13 protein-coding genes are annotated in these 16,316 nt (G+C 65.8%); 5 read left to right on the plus strand and 8 right to left on the minus strand.

Annotated elements, in window-relative coordinates; all coding sequences use genetic code 11:
- The first annotated feature begins 178 nt into the window (after nt 1-178).
- Both glyS and ppdK read left to right on the plus strand, forming a co-directional pair.
- Nucleotides 179-2,593 (plus strand): glycine--tRNA ligase subunit beta, encoded by a 2,415-nt coding sequence (gene glyS, locus C8J43_RS14895; RefSeq protein WP_133031603.1) that lies wholly within the window; start codon nt 179-181, stop codon nt 2,591-2,593.
- A 92-nt stretch (nt 2,594-2,685) separates the two neighbouring features.
- Nucleotides 2,686-5,349 (plus strand): pyruvate, phosphate dikinase, encoded by a 2,664-nt coding sequence (ppdK, locus tag C8J43_RS14900; RefSeq protein WP_133031604.1) that lies wholly within the window; start codon nt 2,686-2,688, stop codon nt 5,347-5,349.
- Nucleotides 5,350-5,571: 222 nt separating this feature from the next.
- Here the strand turns inward: ppdK and C8J43_RS14905 are convergent, their stop codons facing one another.
- The 8 genes from C8J43_RS14905 to C8J43_RS14940 all read right to left on the minus strand — a co-directional run bounded on the left by C8J43_RS14905 (nt 5,572) and on the right by C8J43_RS14940 (nt 13,141).
- On the minus strand, nt 5,572-5,964 hold the full coding sequence (locus tag C8J43_RS14905; protein WP_133031605.1) for a hypothetical protein: 393 nt from the start codon (nt 5,962-5,964) through the stop codon (nt 5,572-5,574).
- Nucleotides 5,965-6,033: 69 nt separating this feature from the next.
- Nucleotides 6,034-7,026 (minus strand): type II secretion system F family protein, encoded by a 993-nt coding sequence (locus C8J43_RS14910; protein ID WP_121903874.1) that lies wholly within the window; start codon nt 7,024-7,026, stop codon nt 6,034-6,036.
- Nucleotides 7,027-7,036: 10 nt separating this feature from the next.
- Nucleotides 7,037-8,008, minus strand: a complete 972-nt coding sequence (locus tag C8J43_RS14915; RefSeq protein ID WP_133031606.1) for a type II secretion system F family protein — start codon at nt 8,006-8,008, stop codon at nt 7,037-7,039.
- Complete coding sequence (locus C8J43_RS14920; protein WP_133031607.1) at nt 8,008-9,297, minus strand: pilus assembly protein CpaE; 1,290 nt, start codon at nt 9,295-9,297, stop codon at nt 8,008-8,010. Before C8J43_RS14920 ends, C8J43_RS14915 begins: the two co-directional genes overlap by 1 nt.
- Nucleotides 9,297-9,926 (minus strand): CpaD family pilus assembly protein, encoded by a 630-nt coding sequence (locus tag C8J43_RS14925; RefSeq protein ID WP_056047277.1) that lies wholly within the window; start codon nt 9,924-9,926, stop codon nt 9,297-9,299. The genes C8J43_RS14920 and C8J43_RS14925 overlap by 1 nt, the downstream gene beginning before the upstream one ends.
- Nucleotides 9,927-9,974: 48 nt before the next feature.
- Nucleotides 9,975-11,579 (minus strand): type II and III secretion system protein family protein, encoded by a 1,605-nt coding sequence (locus tag C8J43_RS14930; RefSeq protein WP_133031608.1) that lies wholly within the window; start codon nt 11,577-11,579, stop codon nt 9,975-9,977.
- 1 nt (nt 11,580) lies between these two features.
- The gene (gene cpaB / locus C8J43_RS14935; protein WP_133031609.1) at nt 11,581-12,618 is read right to left on the minus strand and encodes a Flp pilus assembly protein CpaB; all 1,038 of its coding nucleotides are present in this window, start codon (nt 12,616-12,618) and stop codon (nt 11,581-11,583) included.
- 49 nt (nt 12,619-12,667) lie between these two features.
- A complete protein-coding gene (locus C8J43_RS14940) occupies nt 12,668-13,141 on the minus strand; it encodes a prepilin peptidase (protein WP_133031610.1) in 474 nt (157 codons plus the stop codon).
- A 19-nt stretch (nt 13,142-13,160) separates the two neighbouring features.
- Here C8J43_RS14940 and C8J43_RS14945 point away from each other — a divergent pair, with 19 nt between their 5' ends.
- The 3 genes from C8J43_RS14945 to C8J43_RS14955 all read left to right on the plus strand — a co-directional run bounded on the left by C8J43_RS14945 (nt 13,161) and on the right by C8J43_RS14955 (nt 16,299).
- Complete coding sequence (locus C8J43_RS14945) at nt 13,161-14,171, plus strand: alpha/beta hydrolase (protein WP_133031611.1); 1,011 nt, start codon at nt 13,161-13,163, stop codon at nt 14,169-14,171.
- Nucleotides 14,171-15,256 carry an FAD-binding oxidoreductase gene (locus C8J43_RS14950; protein ID WP_133031843.1) on the plus strand — a complete coding sequence of 362 codons (1,086 nt, stop codon included), beginning with the start codon at nt 14,171-14,173 and terminating at the stop codon, nt 15,254-15,256. Before C8J43_RS14945 ends, C8J43_RS14950 begins: the two co-directional genes overlap by 1 nt.
- Nucleotides 15,257-15,657: 401 nt before the next feature.
- A complete protein-coding gene (locus C8J43_RS14955; RefSeq protein ID WP_133031612.1) occupies nt 15,658-16,299 on the plus strand; it encodes a hypothetical protein in 642 nt (213 codons plus the stop codon).
- The last annotated feature ends 17 nt before the right edge of the window (nt 16,300-16,316 follow it).

A 16,316-nucleotide genomic window follows, 5' to 3' on the forward strand; every position in this document is an offset into this window, starting at 1 on the left:
AGAAGGAGGTGGAGTCGGTATATCGACCTGCAATCCGGCTTCGGCATGATGAAAGACGCCTGCGGCGTCACTTGGCCGCGCGCAGCGCAACCGCTCCAACCTTCTCTTCTACCCTTCTCCTCCGCGCCTCTGCGCCTCTGCGCGAAACCCCTTCTCTCTTCTTCGCGTGCGAACCCAAATGACCGACTTCCTTCTCGAACTCCGCTCCGAAGAAATCCCCGCCCGGATGCAATCCAAGGCGCGTGACGACCTCGCCAAGCTGTTCACCGCCGAACTCGCCAAGGCCGGCATCGCCACCAGCGCGATCGTCACCTACGCGACCCCGCGCCGCCTGACGCTGATCGCGCGCGACCTGCCGCTCGAGACCGCCGCCGTCTCCGAGGAAACCAAGGGCCCCAAGACCTCCGCGCCACCCCAGGCGCTCGAAGGCTTCCTCCGCAAGACCGGCCTCACGCGCGAGCAACTGATAGACCGCAACGGCACGCTGTTCGCAGTCACCGAGAAGCCCGGCCGCGCCACCGCCGCCGTGCTTGCAGACGCGATCCCCGCGATCGTCCGCGCGTTCCCGTGGCCGAAGTCGATGCGCTGGGGGGATGCGTCGGCCAGCACTGAATCGCTCCGGTGGGTCCGCCCGCTGCAAGGCATCGTCGCGTTGCTCGGCGAAGAGATCGTGCCGTTCGAGATCGCCGGCATCGCCAGCGGCGCCGCCACGCTCGGCCACCGCTTCCACCACCCGTACCAGATCACGATCGGCGGCGCGCACGACTATGTCGAGAAACTGCGCGCCTGCCACGTCATCGTCGACCACGACGAACGCGCCACGCTGATCCGCGACCACGCCCGCGAAGCCGCGATGCAGGCCGGGCTCGAACTGATCGAGGACGAAGGTCTCGTCGCGGAGAATGCCGGCCTGACGGAATGGCCGATTCCCCTGCTCGGCCAGTTCGACCCCGCGTTTCTCGACGTCCCGCCCGAGGTGATCCAACTCACGGCGCGCGTGAACCAGAAATATTTCGTCTGCCGCGGGGCCGATGGAAAACTGGCGAACGCGTTCGTCTGTACCGCTAACATCGCCGCGCACGACGGCGGCGCGAAGATCGTCGAGGGCAACCGGAAGGTCCTCGCGGCGCGATTGTCGGACGCCAAGTTCTTCTACGACACCGACTTGAAGGTCCCGCTCGCAGAGCAGGCGGAGAAGCTGTCGAAGATCGTCTTCCACGAAAAGCTCGGCACCGTAGCCGACAAGGTCGACCGCGTCGCGAAGCTCGCCCGCTGGCTGGTAGAAGAGGGCATAATCCTCCCCGGAACGGGGAGGGGGACCAGCGAAGCTGGTGGAGGGGGCGCGCCACGAAGCGCAGCGTCCGCGGAGAACCCCCTCCACCCTCAGCCTGCGGCTGACGGTCCCCCTCCCCTTGCAGGGGAGGAATTGGCAGACTTAGCAGACCGCGCAGCCCGCCTCGCAAAGGCAGACCTCGTCACCGGCATGGTCGGCGAGTTCCCCGAGCTGCAAGGTCTGATGGGCGGCTACTACGCCGCCGCGCAGGGCGAGCACCCCGCAGTCGCCACCGCCATCCGCGACCACTACAAGCCGGTCGGCCAAGGCGACGACGTCCCCACCGACCCGGTAACGGTCGCGGTAAGCTTGGCGGACAAGCTGGATACGCTGGTCGGGTTCTTCGCTGTCGATGAAAAGCCGTCGGGATCCCGTGACCCTTACGCATTACGACGGGCTGCTTTGGCGGTAATCCGTATCACCGTTAATCAAAATTTACGGTTGAAACTTGGCGATGTAATTCGTGTGACTTTGGTAGAGCTCGCTCGGCGGGCAGCTCAATTGGAGACGCGGGCCGATTTAGCAGCCTTGTGGACTGCGCTAGCTCGTAACGCTGACGATATTGAGTTAGTGCGGCAGCGATTTTTACAGTTGATCAACGACGATCAATTCACCCGTTCAAACGTAGCCCCCCATCTATCGTCTCGGTCAGCGGTTGATCTGATCGACTTTTTCGCCGACCGCCTAAAAGTCCAGCAACGCGAAGCCGGCGTCCGTCACGACCTGATCGACGCGGTGTTCGCGCTCGGCGGCGAGGACGATCTCGTCCGGCTGCTCGCGCGCGTCCACGCGCTCCAGGCGTTCGTGACCACCGAGGACGGTGCGAACCTGCTCGCCGGCTACAAGCGCGCCGCCAATATCCTCAAGAAGGAAGCACCTTCTGCTCCCTCTCCCCTCCGGGGAGAGGGTAGGGGTGAGGGGCTGCCAAGCAGTGCAGCGCCCGGTACTGCCCCTCACCCCGACCCTCTCCCCGCAGGGGAGAGGGAGAAGATGCTGTCCTACACCCCCGAACCCGCAGAGACCGCGCTGATGACCGCGCTCGACTCCGCCGAACCTCTCGCCACGGCCGCGATCGCGCGCGAAGACTTCGCCACCGCGATGGCCGCGCTCGCATCGCTGCGCGCGCCGATAGACGCGTTCTTTGATAGCGTTATCGTCAACGATTCCGACCCCGCCAAGCGCTCCGCCCGTCTCGCGCTACTTGAGCGAGTCCGTGCCGCAGTGCACAATGTCGCAGATTTTTCGAAGATCGAGGGCTGACTGGAGGGAAGTGCACACATCGCGCCAGCGTGTGAACTTTGTGAACTTCGCTCCTGCCCAACGTATAAAAACAGGCACTTAGAGGACCGACCATGACCCAATATGTGTATCGCTTCGGCGGCGGTGTTTCGGATGGCGGCAAGGGCGACAAGAACCTGCTCGGCGGCAAGGGCGCGAACCTCGCCGAGATGGCGTCGATCGGCCTGCCGGTCCCGCCGGGCTTCACGATCTCGACCGATTTCTGCGCGGTCTATTACGACGAGGGCGGCCAGTTCCCGCAGAGCCTGCGCGACGAGGTCGCCACCGGACTCGCGCACATCGAAGGCGTCACCGGCAAGAAGTTCGGCGATCCCGCCGACCCGCTGCTCGTGTCCGTCCGGAGCGGCGCCCGCGCCTCGATGCCGGGGATGATGGACACCGTCCTCAACCTCGGCCTCAACGACCAGACCGTCGAAGGCCTCGCTGCCAAGTCCGAGGACGCGCGCTTCGCGTGGGACAGCTATCGCCGCTTCATCCAGATGTACGCCGACGTGGTCCTCGAACTCGATCACGGCGCGTTCGAGGAAGCGCTGGAGATCGCCAAGGAAGACCAGGGCTTCACGCTCGACACCGAACTCTCCGCCGACGACCTCCGCAAACTAGTCGCCGAATATAAGGGCCTCGTCGAGAAGCTCTGGGGCAAGCCCTTCCCGCAGGACGTCCACGACCAGCTCTGGGGCGCGGTCGGCGCCGTCTTCGGCTCGTGGCAGTCCGAGCGTGCGAAGGTCTATCGCCGCCTCAACGACATCCCCGGCGGCTGGGGCACCGCGGTCAACATCCAGGCGATGGTGTTCGGCAACATGGGCGACACCTCGGCGACCGGCGTCGCGTTCACGCGCGACCCCTCGAAGGGCGACCGCGCCTATTACGGCGAGTTCCTGATCAATGCGCAGGGCGAGGACGTCGTCGCCGGCATCCGCACGCCGCAGTATCTGACCAAGACCGCGCGCGAAGACGCCGGCGCCAAGCCTGCTTCGATGGAAGAGGCGATGCCCGAGGTCTACCACCAGCTCGCCGACGTGTTCGACACGCTCGAAAACCACTATCGCGACATGCAGGACATCGAGTTCACGGTCGAGAAGACCAAGCTCTGGATGCTCCAGACCCGCGCCGGCAAGCGCACCGCCAAGGCCGCGCTCAAGATCGCGGTCGACATGGCCAACGAAGGCCTCATCACCCGCGAGGAAGCGATCCTGCGCATCGAGCCGATGGCGCTCGACCAGCTTCTCCACCCGACGCTCGACCCCAAGGCGACGCGCGACGTGCTCACCAAGGGCCTCCCCGCATCGCCGGGTGCAGCCTCGGGCGCGGTCGTGTTCGACGCCGATGCCGCGGAGAAGAAGGCCGCTGACGGCGTCGCCGTGATTCTCGTCCGGACCGAGACCTCGCCCGACGACATCCACGGCATGCACGCCGCCAAGGGCATCCTGACCGCACGCGGCGGGATGACGAGCCACGCGGCCGTCGTCGCCCGCGGCATGGGACGCCCCTGCGTTTCGGGCGCCGGCACGCTCTCCATCGACGCGAAGGCGAAGATCATGCGTTGCGGCGGCCGCGAGGTGAAGGAGGGCGACCTGCTCACCATCGACGGCACCACCGGCGAAGTGATGATCGGCGCGGTCGCGACCGTGCAGCCCGAACTGTCGGGCGATTTCGCCACGTTGATGGTCTGGGCCGACGAGGTCCGCCGCCTGAAGGTCCGCGCCAACGCCGAGACCCCCGAGGATTGCCGCGTCGCGCGCGAGTTCGGCGCCGAGGGCGTCGGCCTCTGCCGCACCGAGCACATGTTCTTCGAGAGCAGCCGCATCACCAACGTCCGCCAGATGATCTTGGCGAGCGATGAGAAGGGCCGCCGCGTCGCTTTGGAGAAGCTGCTCCCCGAACAGCGCAAGGATTTCACCGAGATCCTCGAGGTGATGGCCGGCCTGCCGGTGACGATCCGTCTGCTCGATCCGCCGCTCCACGAATTCCTCCCGCACGAGGAATCGGAGTTCGCCGAAGTCGCGACCGCGGCGGGCGTCGACGTCGACACCCTCAAGCGCCGCGCGGCGGAGTTGCACGAGTTCAACCCGATGCTCGGCCACCGCGGCTGCCGTCTCGGCGTGACCTATCCCGAGATCTACGAGATGCAGGCCCGCGCCATCTTCGAGGCGGCGGTCGACGTCGCCGAGAAGTCCGGCGCGGCCCCGATCCCCGAAGTCATGATCCCGCTGGTCGCCACCCGCCGCGAGCTGGAACTGATGAAGGCCGTCGTCGACAAGGCCGCCCAGGCCGTGTTCGCCGAGAAGGGCCGGACGATCGAATATCTCGTCGGCACGATGATCGAACTCCCCCGCGCAGCACTGCGCGCTGGCGAGATCGCGGAAGTCGGCGAGTTCTTCTCGTTCGGCACCAACGACCTGACGCAGACCACCTTGGGTGTCAGCCGCGACGACGCCTCGCGCTTCCTGGGTGCGTATGTCGAGCAGGGCATCTACGCGAAGGACCCGTTCGTCAGCATCGACGTCGAAGGCGTCGGCGAACTGATCGAAATCGCCGCGGAGCGTGGGCGCAAGACGCGGGCCGGCATCAAGCTCGGCATCTGCGGCGAACACGGCGGCGACCCGGCAAGCATCGCGTTCTGCGAAAAGGTCGGCCTCGATTACGTCTCGGCCAGCCCCTACCGCGTCCCGATTGCCCGCTTGGCGGCAGCACAAGCGGCACTGTCGAAGAAGTAACGCCAGCCTCAACCAAAGCACCACCCCGGCGAAGGCCGGGGCCCAATTGGAACGTCCAGAGTAACGAAGGACCACCCCCGGTTACTCAACGCTCCCAATTGGGCCCCGGCCTCCGCCGGGGTGGAGAAGAGAAGAATGTTTCCCCGCGAAGGCGGGGACCCAGACTGGGCTCCCGCCTTCGCGGGAGAACAAGGGGGCAGGGGCTAACCTAACCCCTACACCTCACCTACGATGGTCAAAATCAAACCAACCACGCTTGGTCCCATCGGCATTATACGCCGGCCGCGCCGAAGACAGCGCCCCAGTCCGCGACGTATCCACAATCGGCGCCCGCTCCACGACCTGCTGACGCTCGACAACCGCCGGAGCAACCCGCGCCGCGTCGACGTCCTTCACCAACCGAGCATTCTCCCGCTCAGCCTCAACCGCCCGCTTCTCCGCCGCCGCGGCCCGAACATCGCCGTCCTTCTTCACCGCAGCATGCGCATCCCGCTCGGCGAGATACCGCGCCTTCCACTTCTTCCCCCCCGGATGGCTCGCCAGTCCGAACAGCCAGCCGGCGACGAATACCAGCGCAAGCGCCGCAAACTGCGTAGGTGTAGAAAACAACGGCATCGTAAAACCCTCCTGTAACGGAAGCCCAACGATCCGCCGCGCTCACGGTTGCTTCAGGTCTTCAACCCCTCAAGTCTTTAACAGCGCATCCGAGATCGAACACGCCGCCGGCCCGAGGATGACGACGAACAGCACCGGCAGGATGAACAGGATCAGCGGGATCGTCATGATCGCCGGCAACCGCGCGGCCTTCTCCTCCGCCCGCATCATCCGCTCGTTGCGGAATTCGCCCGACAGCACGCGCAGCGCAGACGCCAGCGGCGTGCCGTATTTCTCGGTCTGGATCATCGTCGTGACGACGCCCTTCACCGCATCCAGCTTCACCCGCTGCGCCAAATTCTCGAACGCCGACCGCCGGTCGGTCAGGAACCCGAGCTCGATCGCGGTCAGCGTGAACTCCTCGCCCAGCTCGGGATACGCCCGCCCCAGCTCGCGCGCGACGCGGTGGAACGCCGCATCGACGGTCAACCCGGCCTCGGCGCAGATCACCAGCAGATCGAGCGCATCCGGCAATCCCTTGCGGATCGCATCCGAGCGCTTCTTGATCTTGTTGTCGAGATACAGGTCGGGCGCTTTGTAGCTCATGATGAAGGTCATCGCGACGAGCCCGTATTTCTTCAGCGGACCCCAGGTCGCAAACCCGTCGGTGCCGTACACCCAGTACAGCATCGCCCCACCCAGCACGATCGGCAGCACGAGCCGGCCGAAGATCACCGACGGCGCCCACTCCTTCGAGCGGACGCCGGCCTGCATCAGTTTCAGCTGGACCGCCTTGACCTGGCTGTCCTGGAGCACCTTCATCGACGACAGGATGCCGCGCAGCTTGTCCGCGGTATCGTTGCGCTGGACCAGCTTCGCGCGGCGCTTGGTCGACGCGGTAATGCCCGCCTTCAGCTGTTCGCGGCGATCGTTGAGCGCCTTGACGCGCTTGGTCATCGGATCGCTGACCGTCGTCGCCGCGTAGATCGCGATCATCACCGCGAACGCCGCGACGCCCGACAGGATCGTCGCGACGAGCAGGACGTCGATCCCGAGAATGGTAGGTCCGGCGGTTCCGCCCATCATCGTGTCCCTAAATCTCGAAGCTGATCATTTTGGACATGATGAAGGCACCGATCGCCATCCACACCATGCCGCCCATGCCGATCGCCATCAGACGTTCGTCGATGAAGAAATTCTGCATGTACCGGCCGTTGATCACCCAGATCATCCCGAACACGATGAACGGCAGCGCGCCGATGATGTACGCGGACGCCTTCGATTCGGACGACATCGCCTTGATCTTGAGCTTCATCTGGCCGCGCATGCGCAGCACGTTGGACAGGTTGGCGAGCGTCTCCGCCAAGTTGCCGCCGGTCTCGCGCTGGATCGCGATGGTGATGACGAAGAACTGGAATTCAGGCGTGCCGAGCCGGTCCGCGGTGTCCTGCAACGCGGCGTCCATCGTCCGGCCGATCTTCATCTTGTCGCTGACCGCGCGGAATTCCTCGCCGACCGGCCCCTCGACCTCATGGCCGACGACGCCGATCGTCTCGCTGATCGGCAGGCCCGAGCGAAGCCCGCGGACCAGCAGGTCGATCGCGTCGGGAAACTTGGCGGTGAACTTGCCGATCCGGCGCTGGATGGTCTTGCCGACGATGAAATGCGGCAGGCCGACGCCGACGAATGCGCCGAACAGCAGCGCGAGCAGGATCGGTAGGCCCTTCAACAGCATCAGCGCGGCGACGACCAGCGCGATCCCCGCGGTCGCCAGCCCGTATTGGCCGACGGTCCAGTCCTTGCCGGTCATCGCGAGGCGTTTGGCGAGTTGTACCGGGTTCGGCAGGATACGACCGAAGGCGAGATCCATCTTGGTATCTTGGGTCATCGAGATGCGCCGCAACTGCGCCTCGGCGACTACCAGCGCATCGCCGTGACGCTCGCGCACGGCAGCGATCCGACGCGATTGGGCGCGCCCGGTCGACGGACCGGCGAACGCGAACAGTACGATCCCCAGCGCCAGGGCGGAACCGATCATCACCAAAAGGAACGGCAGCATATCCATTACTTGGCAGGTGCCGGCTTGACCGTGCGCTTCGGCATCAGGCCCTTCAGATTGCTGAACTTGCCGATCAGCGACTTGCCCTTCGCGCCCTTCGCGACGCCGAGATCGGTGTCGACCGATGCAGCGGCCAGCTCGGCGGCGAGTGCCAGGATCGGCGCGATGGTCTTCGAAGCCTTGCCGACCTCGACGATCGGCTTGCCGAGCTTGGCCGCCTGCGCCGCCAGCTTCTGGTCGAACGGCACGATGTAATCGATCTTGCGCTCGATAGACCCTTCGAAATCCTTGCGGTTGATCTCGAGCTGGCCGCCCGCGTGCATGCGGTTGGCGATCACGTACACGGTCGTCTGCTGCGCGTTCGACTTGAGCCACGACAGGATCCGGATCGTATCGCGCGCTGCCGCCAGCGTCAGGTCGGTGACCAGGACGAGGAGCTTCACGTCGCTGATCAGATGCGGGTGCTGGATCAGCATGCCGCGCGGCAGGTCGACGACGGTGCATTCGAACGCCAGCCGCATCTCCTCCTGCAACTGGAAGAAGGCGGAGCCATCGGTGATCAGCGGTGTGTTGATCGGCGCCTCGGCCGACAGCACGGAGAGTTTCTCCGACGCCTTCACCATCGCACGTTCGATGAACAGCCCGTCGATCCGGCTCGGATTCTCGATCGCGTCGGTCAGGCCGCGGCCCGGTTCAAGATCGAGGGCGAGCGCCCCGGTCCCGAAATGGACGTCGAGATCGAGCAACGCGGTCGCGCGCCCTTCATGCTCGGCGAGCAACCAGGCGACCGAGGTCGCGATCGTCGATGCGCCGACGCCGCCGCGCGTGCCGATCACCGCGACCGAGCAATGCGCACGATCGGGCGATACCTCGACGTGCTTGGGCGCATTCAGGATCGTCTGCGCGTGCGAGAACGCCTCGCGCAGCATGTCGGGCTGCAACGGCTTCAGCAGATAATCCTGAATCCCGCTGGCGACCAGATCGCGGTACAGCCGGACATCGTTGACCTGGCCTGCCGCGATCACGACCGTACCCGGTTCGCAGACTTCGGCGAGCGCGTTGATGTCGTTGAGCGGATCACCCGATTCGGCGAGATCGACGAACAGAATCTGCGGCGAAGCGGATACCGACAGCGACTGGACCGCGTTGCGCAGGCCGCCCTTGAAGATCTTGTCGACCGACCAGCCCAGTTCGGCGGCGATCGGCCGCAGCGCGTCGGCCGTCACCTCGTCGCAGACATAGGCGGTAAACGGTTCGCGGTGCGCGATGCCGCCTGGCTTCCACGGAGCGTTCATCACTTTCCTCCCGTGGTGGTGGCGGACAGGCCACCGGCACCGGTCGGTGCCTTTTTGCGGTACGTGTCGATCGCCTTGTACGCGACCGCCGTGTCGGTGGTTTCGGCGCCGGGCGCGCCGCGGACGAGATCGGCAGGATTGGCGACCATCGCCGCGAGATTGCTGTTGATCGCGCAGCCATAGTTAGACGAGGTGTTCGCCTGGAACTCGTTGGACGCATCGCGCGACCAGTCGGGGCAACGCGGTACCCCGGCGTGCATCCTGGTCACGACCACGCGGATCGTGCCGGGCGTGAGCGGGGCAGGCGTCACCGGTGCATCGTCGCTGAGCAACAGCCCGTATTGCGCGACGACCGCGGCGACGTCGCCGCGCGCGCCCGGTGCTTCGCCGGCGGGATCGTCGATCGTGACGCGGTCGCCATAGCCGAGCCGCATCGTCGTCATCCAGCCTGCCAGCCGCTGCTGTTCGCCACCCGCCAGCGCGCCGCCGGACACGCCCAGATCGAGCGCATAATCGGATCGGCTGACGACCGGCTGGTGGACCGATTCGAGGCCGCGATTCTCGGTTCCCATACAGCCGCCAAGCAGCAGCGCGGGGAGGAGGGACGCTAGGATCGATTGCTTGATCATCGGAAATCCTTGAGACGTCGGGTGCAGGGGCATGTCACTGCGATCCGATCAGTTCGAGAAGCCGGGGGCGGGGACGACAGCCGTGCCCGGCTTGCTGCTCTTGCCTGTGCCGTTGGTGATCGGAGCCGGCGCTCTGACGTCGTCTTCGCTGCGGCGGATGTCGCTCCGCGGCACCGGCATGACCGGTGCGGTGGCGCCGACGGAGGGCTGGACATAGGCGGGCCGGGCCACGGTCGGCACCGGCCGCTTGCCGCCGCCGTTCGCGCTCAGCGTGCCTAGCAACACCCGATCGATGTCGGACGGTGCGCGCGCGCCGTCGGTCGGCAGGGCGATGTCGCTCGCGTTGTTGACCGGCTTGACCAGATACGGCGTGATCACGATCACCAGCTCGGTCTCGTTGCGCTGGAACGCGTTCGAGCGGAACAGCGCGCCGATGATCGGCAGGTTCGCCAGTCCGGGGGTCTTGTCGTACGAGTTGTTGTGGCTGTTCGACAGCAGGCCGCTGATCATCATGCTCTGGCCCGAGCCGAGTTCGACGGTGGTTTCGGTCCGTCGCGTCGTCAGGCCGGGTACGCGCGTCCCGTTGAGCGTGACCGCGTTCGAGTAATCGAGCTGCGACACTTCGGGACGGACGCGCAGCGAGATGCGGCCATCCGAAAGAACCGTCGGCGTGTACGCCAGGCTGACGCCATATTGCTTGTAGTCGACCGTGACGGTGCCGAGCGCCTGCGCGATCGGGATCGGCACTTCGCCGCCCGCGAGGAACGTCCCCGTCTCGCCCGACAGCGCGGTGAGATTGGGATTGGCGAGCGTCGTCACCTGGCCGGTGGTCTCGCCAAGATCGATCGCGGCCAGCAGGTCCATGCCGAGCAGTCGGCCGGCGATGCCAAGCGTGGTCCGCTCGGCTCCCGTCGTATAGGTGGATGTCTTGGCGCCAGTGGTCGGGTTGTAGGTTATCGTTCCCGGCGTTCCGGACGTGCTGCCGAACAGGAAGCCCGACCCGGTGCGGTCCTGCGTGAGCAGGTTGACGCCGATATTCTTGGCGAAGGTGCGGCTGACTTCGGCCACGCGTACCTGCAGGTTCACCTGCAACGGCGTCGCGGTCTTCAGCCGCGACAGGACCTTGGTCGAATCGCCGACGAACGCCTGGACGAGGCGCTCGGCCTCGGCGGCGTCTTCGGGCGCGGCCACCGTACCGGTCAACAGGATCAGGCCGTTCATCGGCGTCGCGACGACCTGTGCTTCCGGCATCGCCAGCCCGAGCATCTGCTGCACCGAGTCGAGGTTGTTGCCGACGCGGATCGTCGCCGAATAGACCACTGCGCCGCCCTTGGCGGTCGCCGAGATCGTCGTCTCGCCGGTCTTCTTGCCGAAGATGTAAAGCTGTGTCGGCGAGCGGACCTGGACATCGGCGATCGCATCGTCGGCAACGAACAGGTCGCTCATCGGCCGTGCGAGCGTCACCAACCGACCGCGGCCGGTGTTGACCTGGACGACCGGCGATCCGGCGGGGGCGGTCGCCCCGCGACCGCGCTGCGCCATCGCGGGGACCGAGGGCGCGGCGCTGGCTGCAACCAGGGCGACCACGAGCGGCCATCCCAACGTCGTTTTCTGGCGAGCCGCGCCAAAGGGGTGCGTCAACGGAATGCGCATTTCAATTCTTCCCCCCGACCGGAACGACGGTCATTGCGTTGCCGCGCGCCACCCGCACGATCGGCCCTTGCACGGCGACTGCACCCGTCGTGGGTCCTGCGACCGGCATCATCGGCATCCCGCCTTGTCCGCCGACACTCGCAGGCGGCTTTCCAGGGACCGAGCTGCGCTGGTAGCGCGAGACGTCGGCGCCGGTCTGGTAGCTTCCCGCACCGGCCGATGGCTGGCTCGCGAGCCGGACCATCATCGCCTTCTCGGCCTTTGGATCGTTACCGTTGGGCACGTGCACCGCGCCCGAGGCGATCGCCTCTTCGAGTTCGGCGGAATTGTCGGCGATCGAGCGCAGCGACAGCGACAGCGTGCCGAGCGTCTGCGCGACCGCAACCTGCTCCGCCATCTTGGGCGTCGCTTCGATCGTCACGTTCGAGAAGGTCTGGACCTTGGTCTTGCCATCCTCGCCGACGAGATTGTCGGTGCGCTGGTCGGTGGCCAGCACGCGGATGTTGCGCATGATCGTTTCCGACACCTTGAGCGGCTGGCCATCGCCGCCACCGGCGACGTTCTGCGTCAGGACGAGGTCGATGCGGTCGCCCGGAAAGACGAAGCCTGCAACCGCGGCTTGCGCCGATACGGGGACGGAGACCGCGCGCATGCCAGGGCCGAGCGCCGCGGCGAGAAATCCGCGGTCGCCGGGCTTCACCAGCGCACCCTGCGTGACCGGTTGTCCGGCCGTGATGATGCTGCGCACCACCGTGCCCTGCAACGACTGAAGGTTGGTCTTGTCCTTGAGGTAATAGGCGTTGTCGACCAGCTCCTTGGGCCAGGGCTGATACTTCAGCGCGGTCGCGTCGAGGATCGTGCCGACCGGCAGCGAGCGCGTCGCGACGAGCACTTCGGGCCCGTCGACGGCCGGCGCGGCCATGGCGGAGGCACCGGCTTGCGGTGCCGAACTTCCCGCCACAAGCGTTCTGGCAAAGAAGGCTGTTACGGCCGCGACTATAAGCGCGCCTACCAGCAGAATTATCTTGCGGCTGTCCATGACTACATCGTGCCTTTCAGGCGCCCGGTGTTCGTTCCGAGGTTAATCATCACTGAAACTGGTTAAGGAGTGGTTCGCGGAGTGCGAGAATACCGGCGAATGCTATAGCGACCCCATATGGAACCTCGATTTGTCCGGTATTCTTCTTGATCGTGCGCTCGATCATCATGACGATCGTGACGATACCGCCGGCGATAGACATGATCATCAGCATCGACAGGAACGCCGGGAACGGCAGCCACAGCGCGAGTGCGACGATCAGCTTGACGTCGCCGCCGCCCATCATCCCGAAATGGAACGCGATCAGAAACACGGCGAACACGGCCAGAGCCACGCCGAGCTGGAGCGCCATGTCCGGCCAGACATCCAGGCCGTTGGCATACCACCAGACCGGTGCGAGCAGCGCGACGGCGGCGTTCTTCCAGTTGGCGATTTCCCGAGTCCGCACGTCCTCGATGCCGGCGGAGACCAGCAGGCCCCCCAGCACGAAAATCAAGATTGGAAGCGCAATGTTGGACCCCATCGGCTAAGTCCTAACGGAGATGGCTTTCGAAAAAGTAACCGTGCCGCGCAAAAATACCGGCGATACCGCGGCTTGTGCGGCGCGACGGGCGATCCCGGTCGGCGCTCGCATCGGTTATTGGACCGCGCCGGCCGGCTGGAAGCTGCGTCGATTCGACTGGTCCGCCGCGACGCCGCGCGGGCGTATCCTGTTCCAGACCGGTCGTGGGGATATCTTCGAGAAATATCTGGAAACGTTCGCGCATCTCCGCGCGCAGGGGTGGTCGGTGACCGCGTTCGACTGGCGCGGGCAGGGCGGTTCGGGGCGACTTTCCGCCGATCCGCATGTCGGCCACGCCACCGATTACGGTGTGTACGACCGCGATCTCGCAGCGTTCTGGACGGACTGGAGTGCGGAGGATGCGCGATCGGCGGATGCACGGGACGCGGCGCTGCCGAGCGTCGTGCTCGGTCACTCGATGGGCGGCATGATGGTGATGCGTGCGCTCGCGGCACGGTCGATCCAGCCGGCAGCGGCGATCCTCGTGGCGCCGATGATCGGGCTGAAATCACCGTTCGGCACGGGCTTTGCCAGCAAGGTGACGCATTGGATGGCAGCCCGCGGCGATCCGGCGCGCGCGGCCTGGCGGACCAACGAGCGGCCCGGATCGGTCGCGTCGCGGCAGACTTTGTTGACGCACGACGCCGCGCGCTACGAGGACGAGCTCTGGTGGCAGCGGGAGTGTCCGGAGCTGGTACTCGGCCCACCGAGCTGGGCGTGGCTTGCGCAGGGGTTCACAGGCGCGGCGGCGCTGGCGAAAGATCCCCGCATCGAGTCGATCGATATCCCCGTGTTGATGCTGATCGCCGACGCCGACAAGCTGGTCGATCCGCGCGCCGCGCTCCGGCTGGCGGCCCGCTTGCCCGATGCGCAGGTCGTCCGGTTCGGCCGCGAGTCCGCGCACGAGATTTTGCGCGAGGCCGACGGCGTTCGCGACCGTGCGCTGTCGGCGATCGATTCGTTTCTCGCGGCGTGCGTGCCGCTCCGCTGATGGCGCCCGTCTACGACATCGCGATCGTCGGCGCAGGCATGGCCGGTGCGAGCCTTGCGGCGGCGCTCGGTCCGCATGCGCGCGTGCTCGTGCTCGAAGCGGAGGACACTCCCGGGTATCACGCCACCGGTCGTTCGGCGGCGTTCTGGTCGGAAACCTATGGCGGCCCCGATATCCAGCCGTTGACGACCGCGTCGGGGCCGTTTCTCGAGGCCGGCGGGCATCTCGCGCCGCTCGGCTCGATCCACATCGGTCGTGCCGAAGACGAAGCGGCGATCGACGCGTTCCTGGCCGAGTTCGCGGGCAGCGACGTCGTGCTCGACCGAGTCGACCCGTCCGCGTTCGTCCCCGGCTTGCGCGCCGAGTGGAAGCTCGGCGTGCAGGAGGCCAGCTGCGCCTATATCGATGTCGCAGCACTTCATGCCGAAAGCATCGCCACCGCACGCCGCACGGGCGTCGATTTCGTCAGCGATGCCGCTTTTTCCGGTGCGACTCGCGTCCGCGGTGTGTGGACGATCGACACCAGGGCCGGCGCGTTCAGGGCTCGCGTCATCGTCGATGCGGCGGGTGCGTGGGCCGACGCGGTCGCGGTGCGGGCCGGCGTCCGCCCGCTTGGGCTGCAAGCCTATCGCCGGACGATGGTCCAGCTGCGTACCGATCCCGGCGCACCCGACGGCTTGCCGCATATCGCCGACATTGCAGGGCGGTTCTATTTCAAGCCCGAACCCGGCGGTCGCCTCTGGCTCAGCCCGCATGACGAGACGCCGACCGCCCCCTGCGACGCTGCGCCCGAGGAAATCGACATCGCGATCGCGGTCGACCGATTCGAACGCGTCGTCGATTGGCGCGTTGCGGCGATCGAGCGGCGTTGGGCGGGGTTGCGGACCTTTGCCCCCGACCGCCTGCCGATCTACGGCTTCGACCCCGATACTCCCGCGTTCTTCTGGTGCGCGGGGCAGGGCGGGTTCGGAATCCAGACCGCGCCCGCTGCCGCGTTGCTCGCCGCCAGCCTGCTGCTCGGCATCGCGCCCGATCCCGCGGTCGCGGCGATAGATCCGGCGCGCTATTCGCCCCACCGGTTTTGAGCGAGCCTCGGTGAGCGTTCGGCGGGTAGCTGTAGCGTCGCCGAAAGGTTCACCAAAAACGCAATCGACTCGATCCACGTGAGCCGTGCCATCGCCCCTGTCGAAGGACTCCGATCGAGCAATTCGACTCGAGCCGGCCACGTTTCGTTCTGCAGATAACGCTCGCTTTCAGTAAAAACGGCGCGATTTATCCTGTCCGATGTGGCTGCATCGCTATTTTCGCACACCGAAGTGATGTGAAGATTCGCGAATCCATTGGAAAAAATTCCGATCTTCATTCGTAGAAATCGACAGGATCGGGTTAGTCCCAAAAACTAGATCGAGGTTAAATACGCGATATGGTTAACGCGAGATAATTCCGGGGCTGGCACAGTGCAGCCAGCTTTTTCGGTGTGTAGCGCATGGTTGATTTCTTCGTTGGCAGCTCGATTTCGACGATCAACGCGAAGGGCGAGCTGACTTTACCCGATCATTTCTGCGTGGCGATACAATCGCGCGCGATCCGCGACGATCTGTTCGTCGGTCTTCATGCGGATCACCCTTGCATGATCGTCTGCGACCGTGACAGCGTCGCGGTGCATCATCACGATACTCAGGACGCCCTGCTCGGCGGGTGGGAACGCGAGGCGCGCGAGGCGCTGTTGCGAAGACGGCTGGGGTTCGTCGCGCCCGCGCAGATGGACGGCAAGGGGCGGATTCGGATCGCGCCCTGGATGCGGTCGCGACGCGGCATTCGCCAGCGCGCGCTGCTGATCGGCATGGGCCGCCATTTCGAAGTCTGGAATCTCGATCTGGTGCTCGAACAGGGGCCGAGCGACCTGATCGTCCTCGCCGCGCTGCATCTCGATACATCGATCACCAAGGAGGATCGCCATGAACCTGCTATGCCACGTCTCGGGGCACGTCGCCGCGCCGCTCGTCCTGGAAAACCAGGGCTTTCTGTTCAGCCGGTGCCAGCGCTGCCGACACGACCTGATCCGCTCCGCCCGGCCGTCGAGCGACCCGGCGAGCGATCCGTCAAGCGAATCGTCGCCGGCCGATAGCTGGACCGCCGTCCCCG

This window comes from Sphingomonas sp. PP-CE-1G-424, from assembly GCF_004341085.1.
GTDB lineage: Bacteria > Pseudomonadota > Alphaproteobacteria > Sphingomonadales > Sphingomonadaceae > Sphingomonas.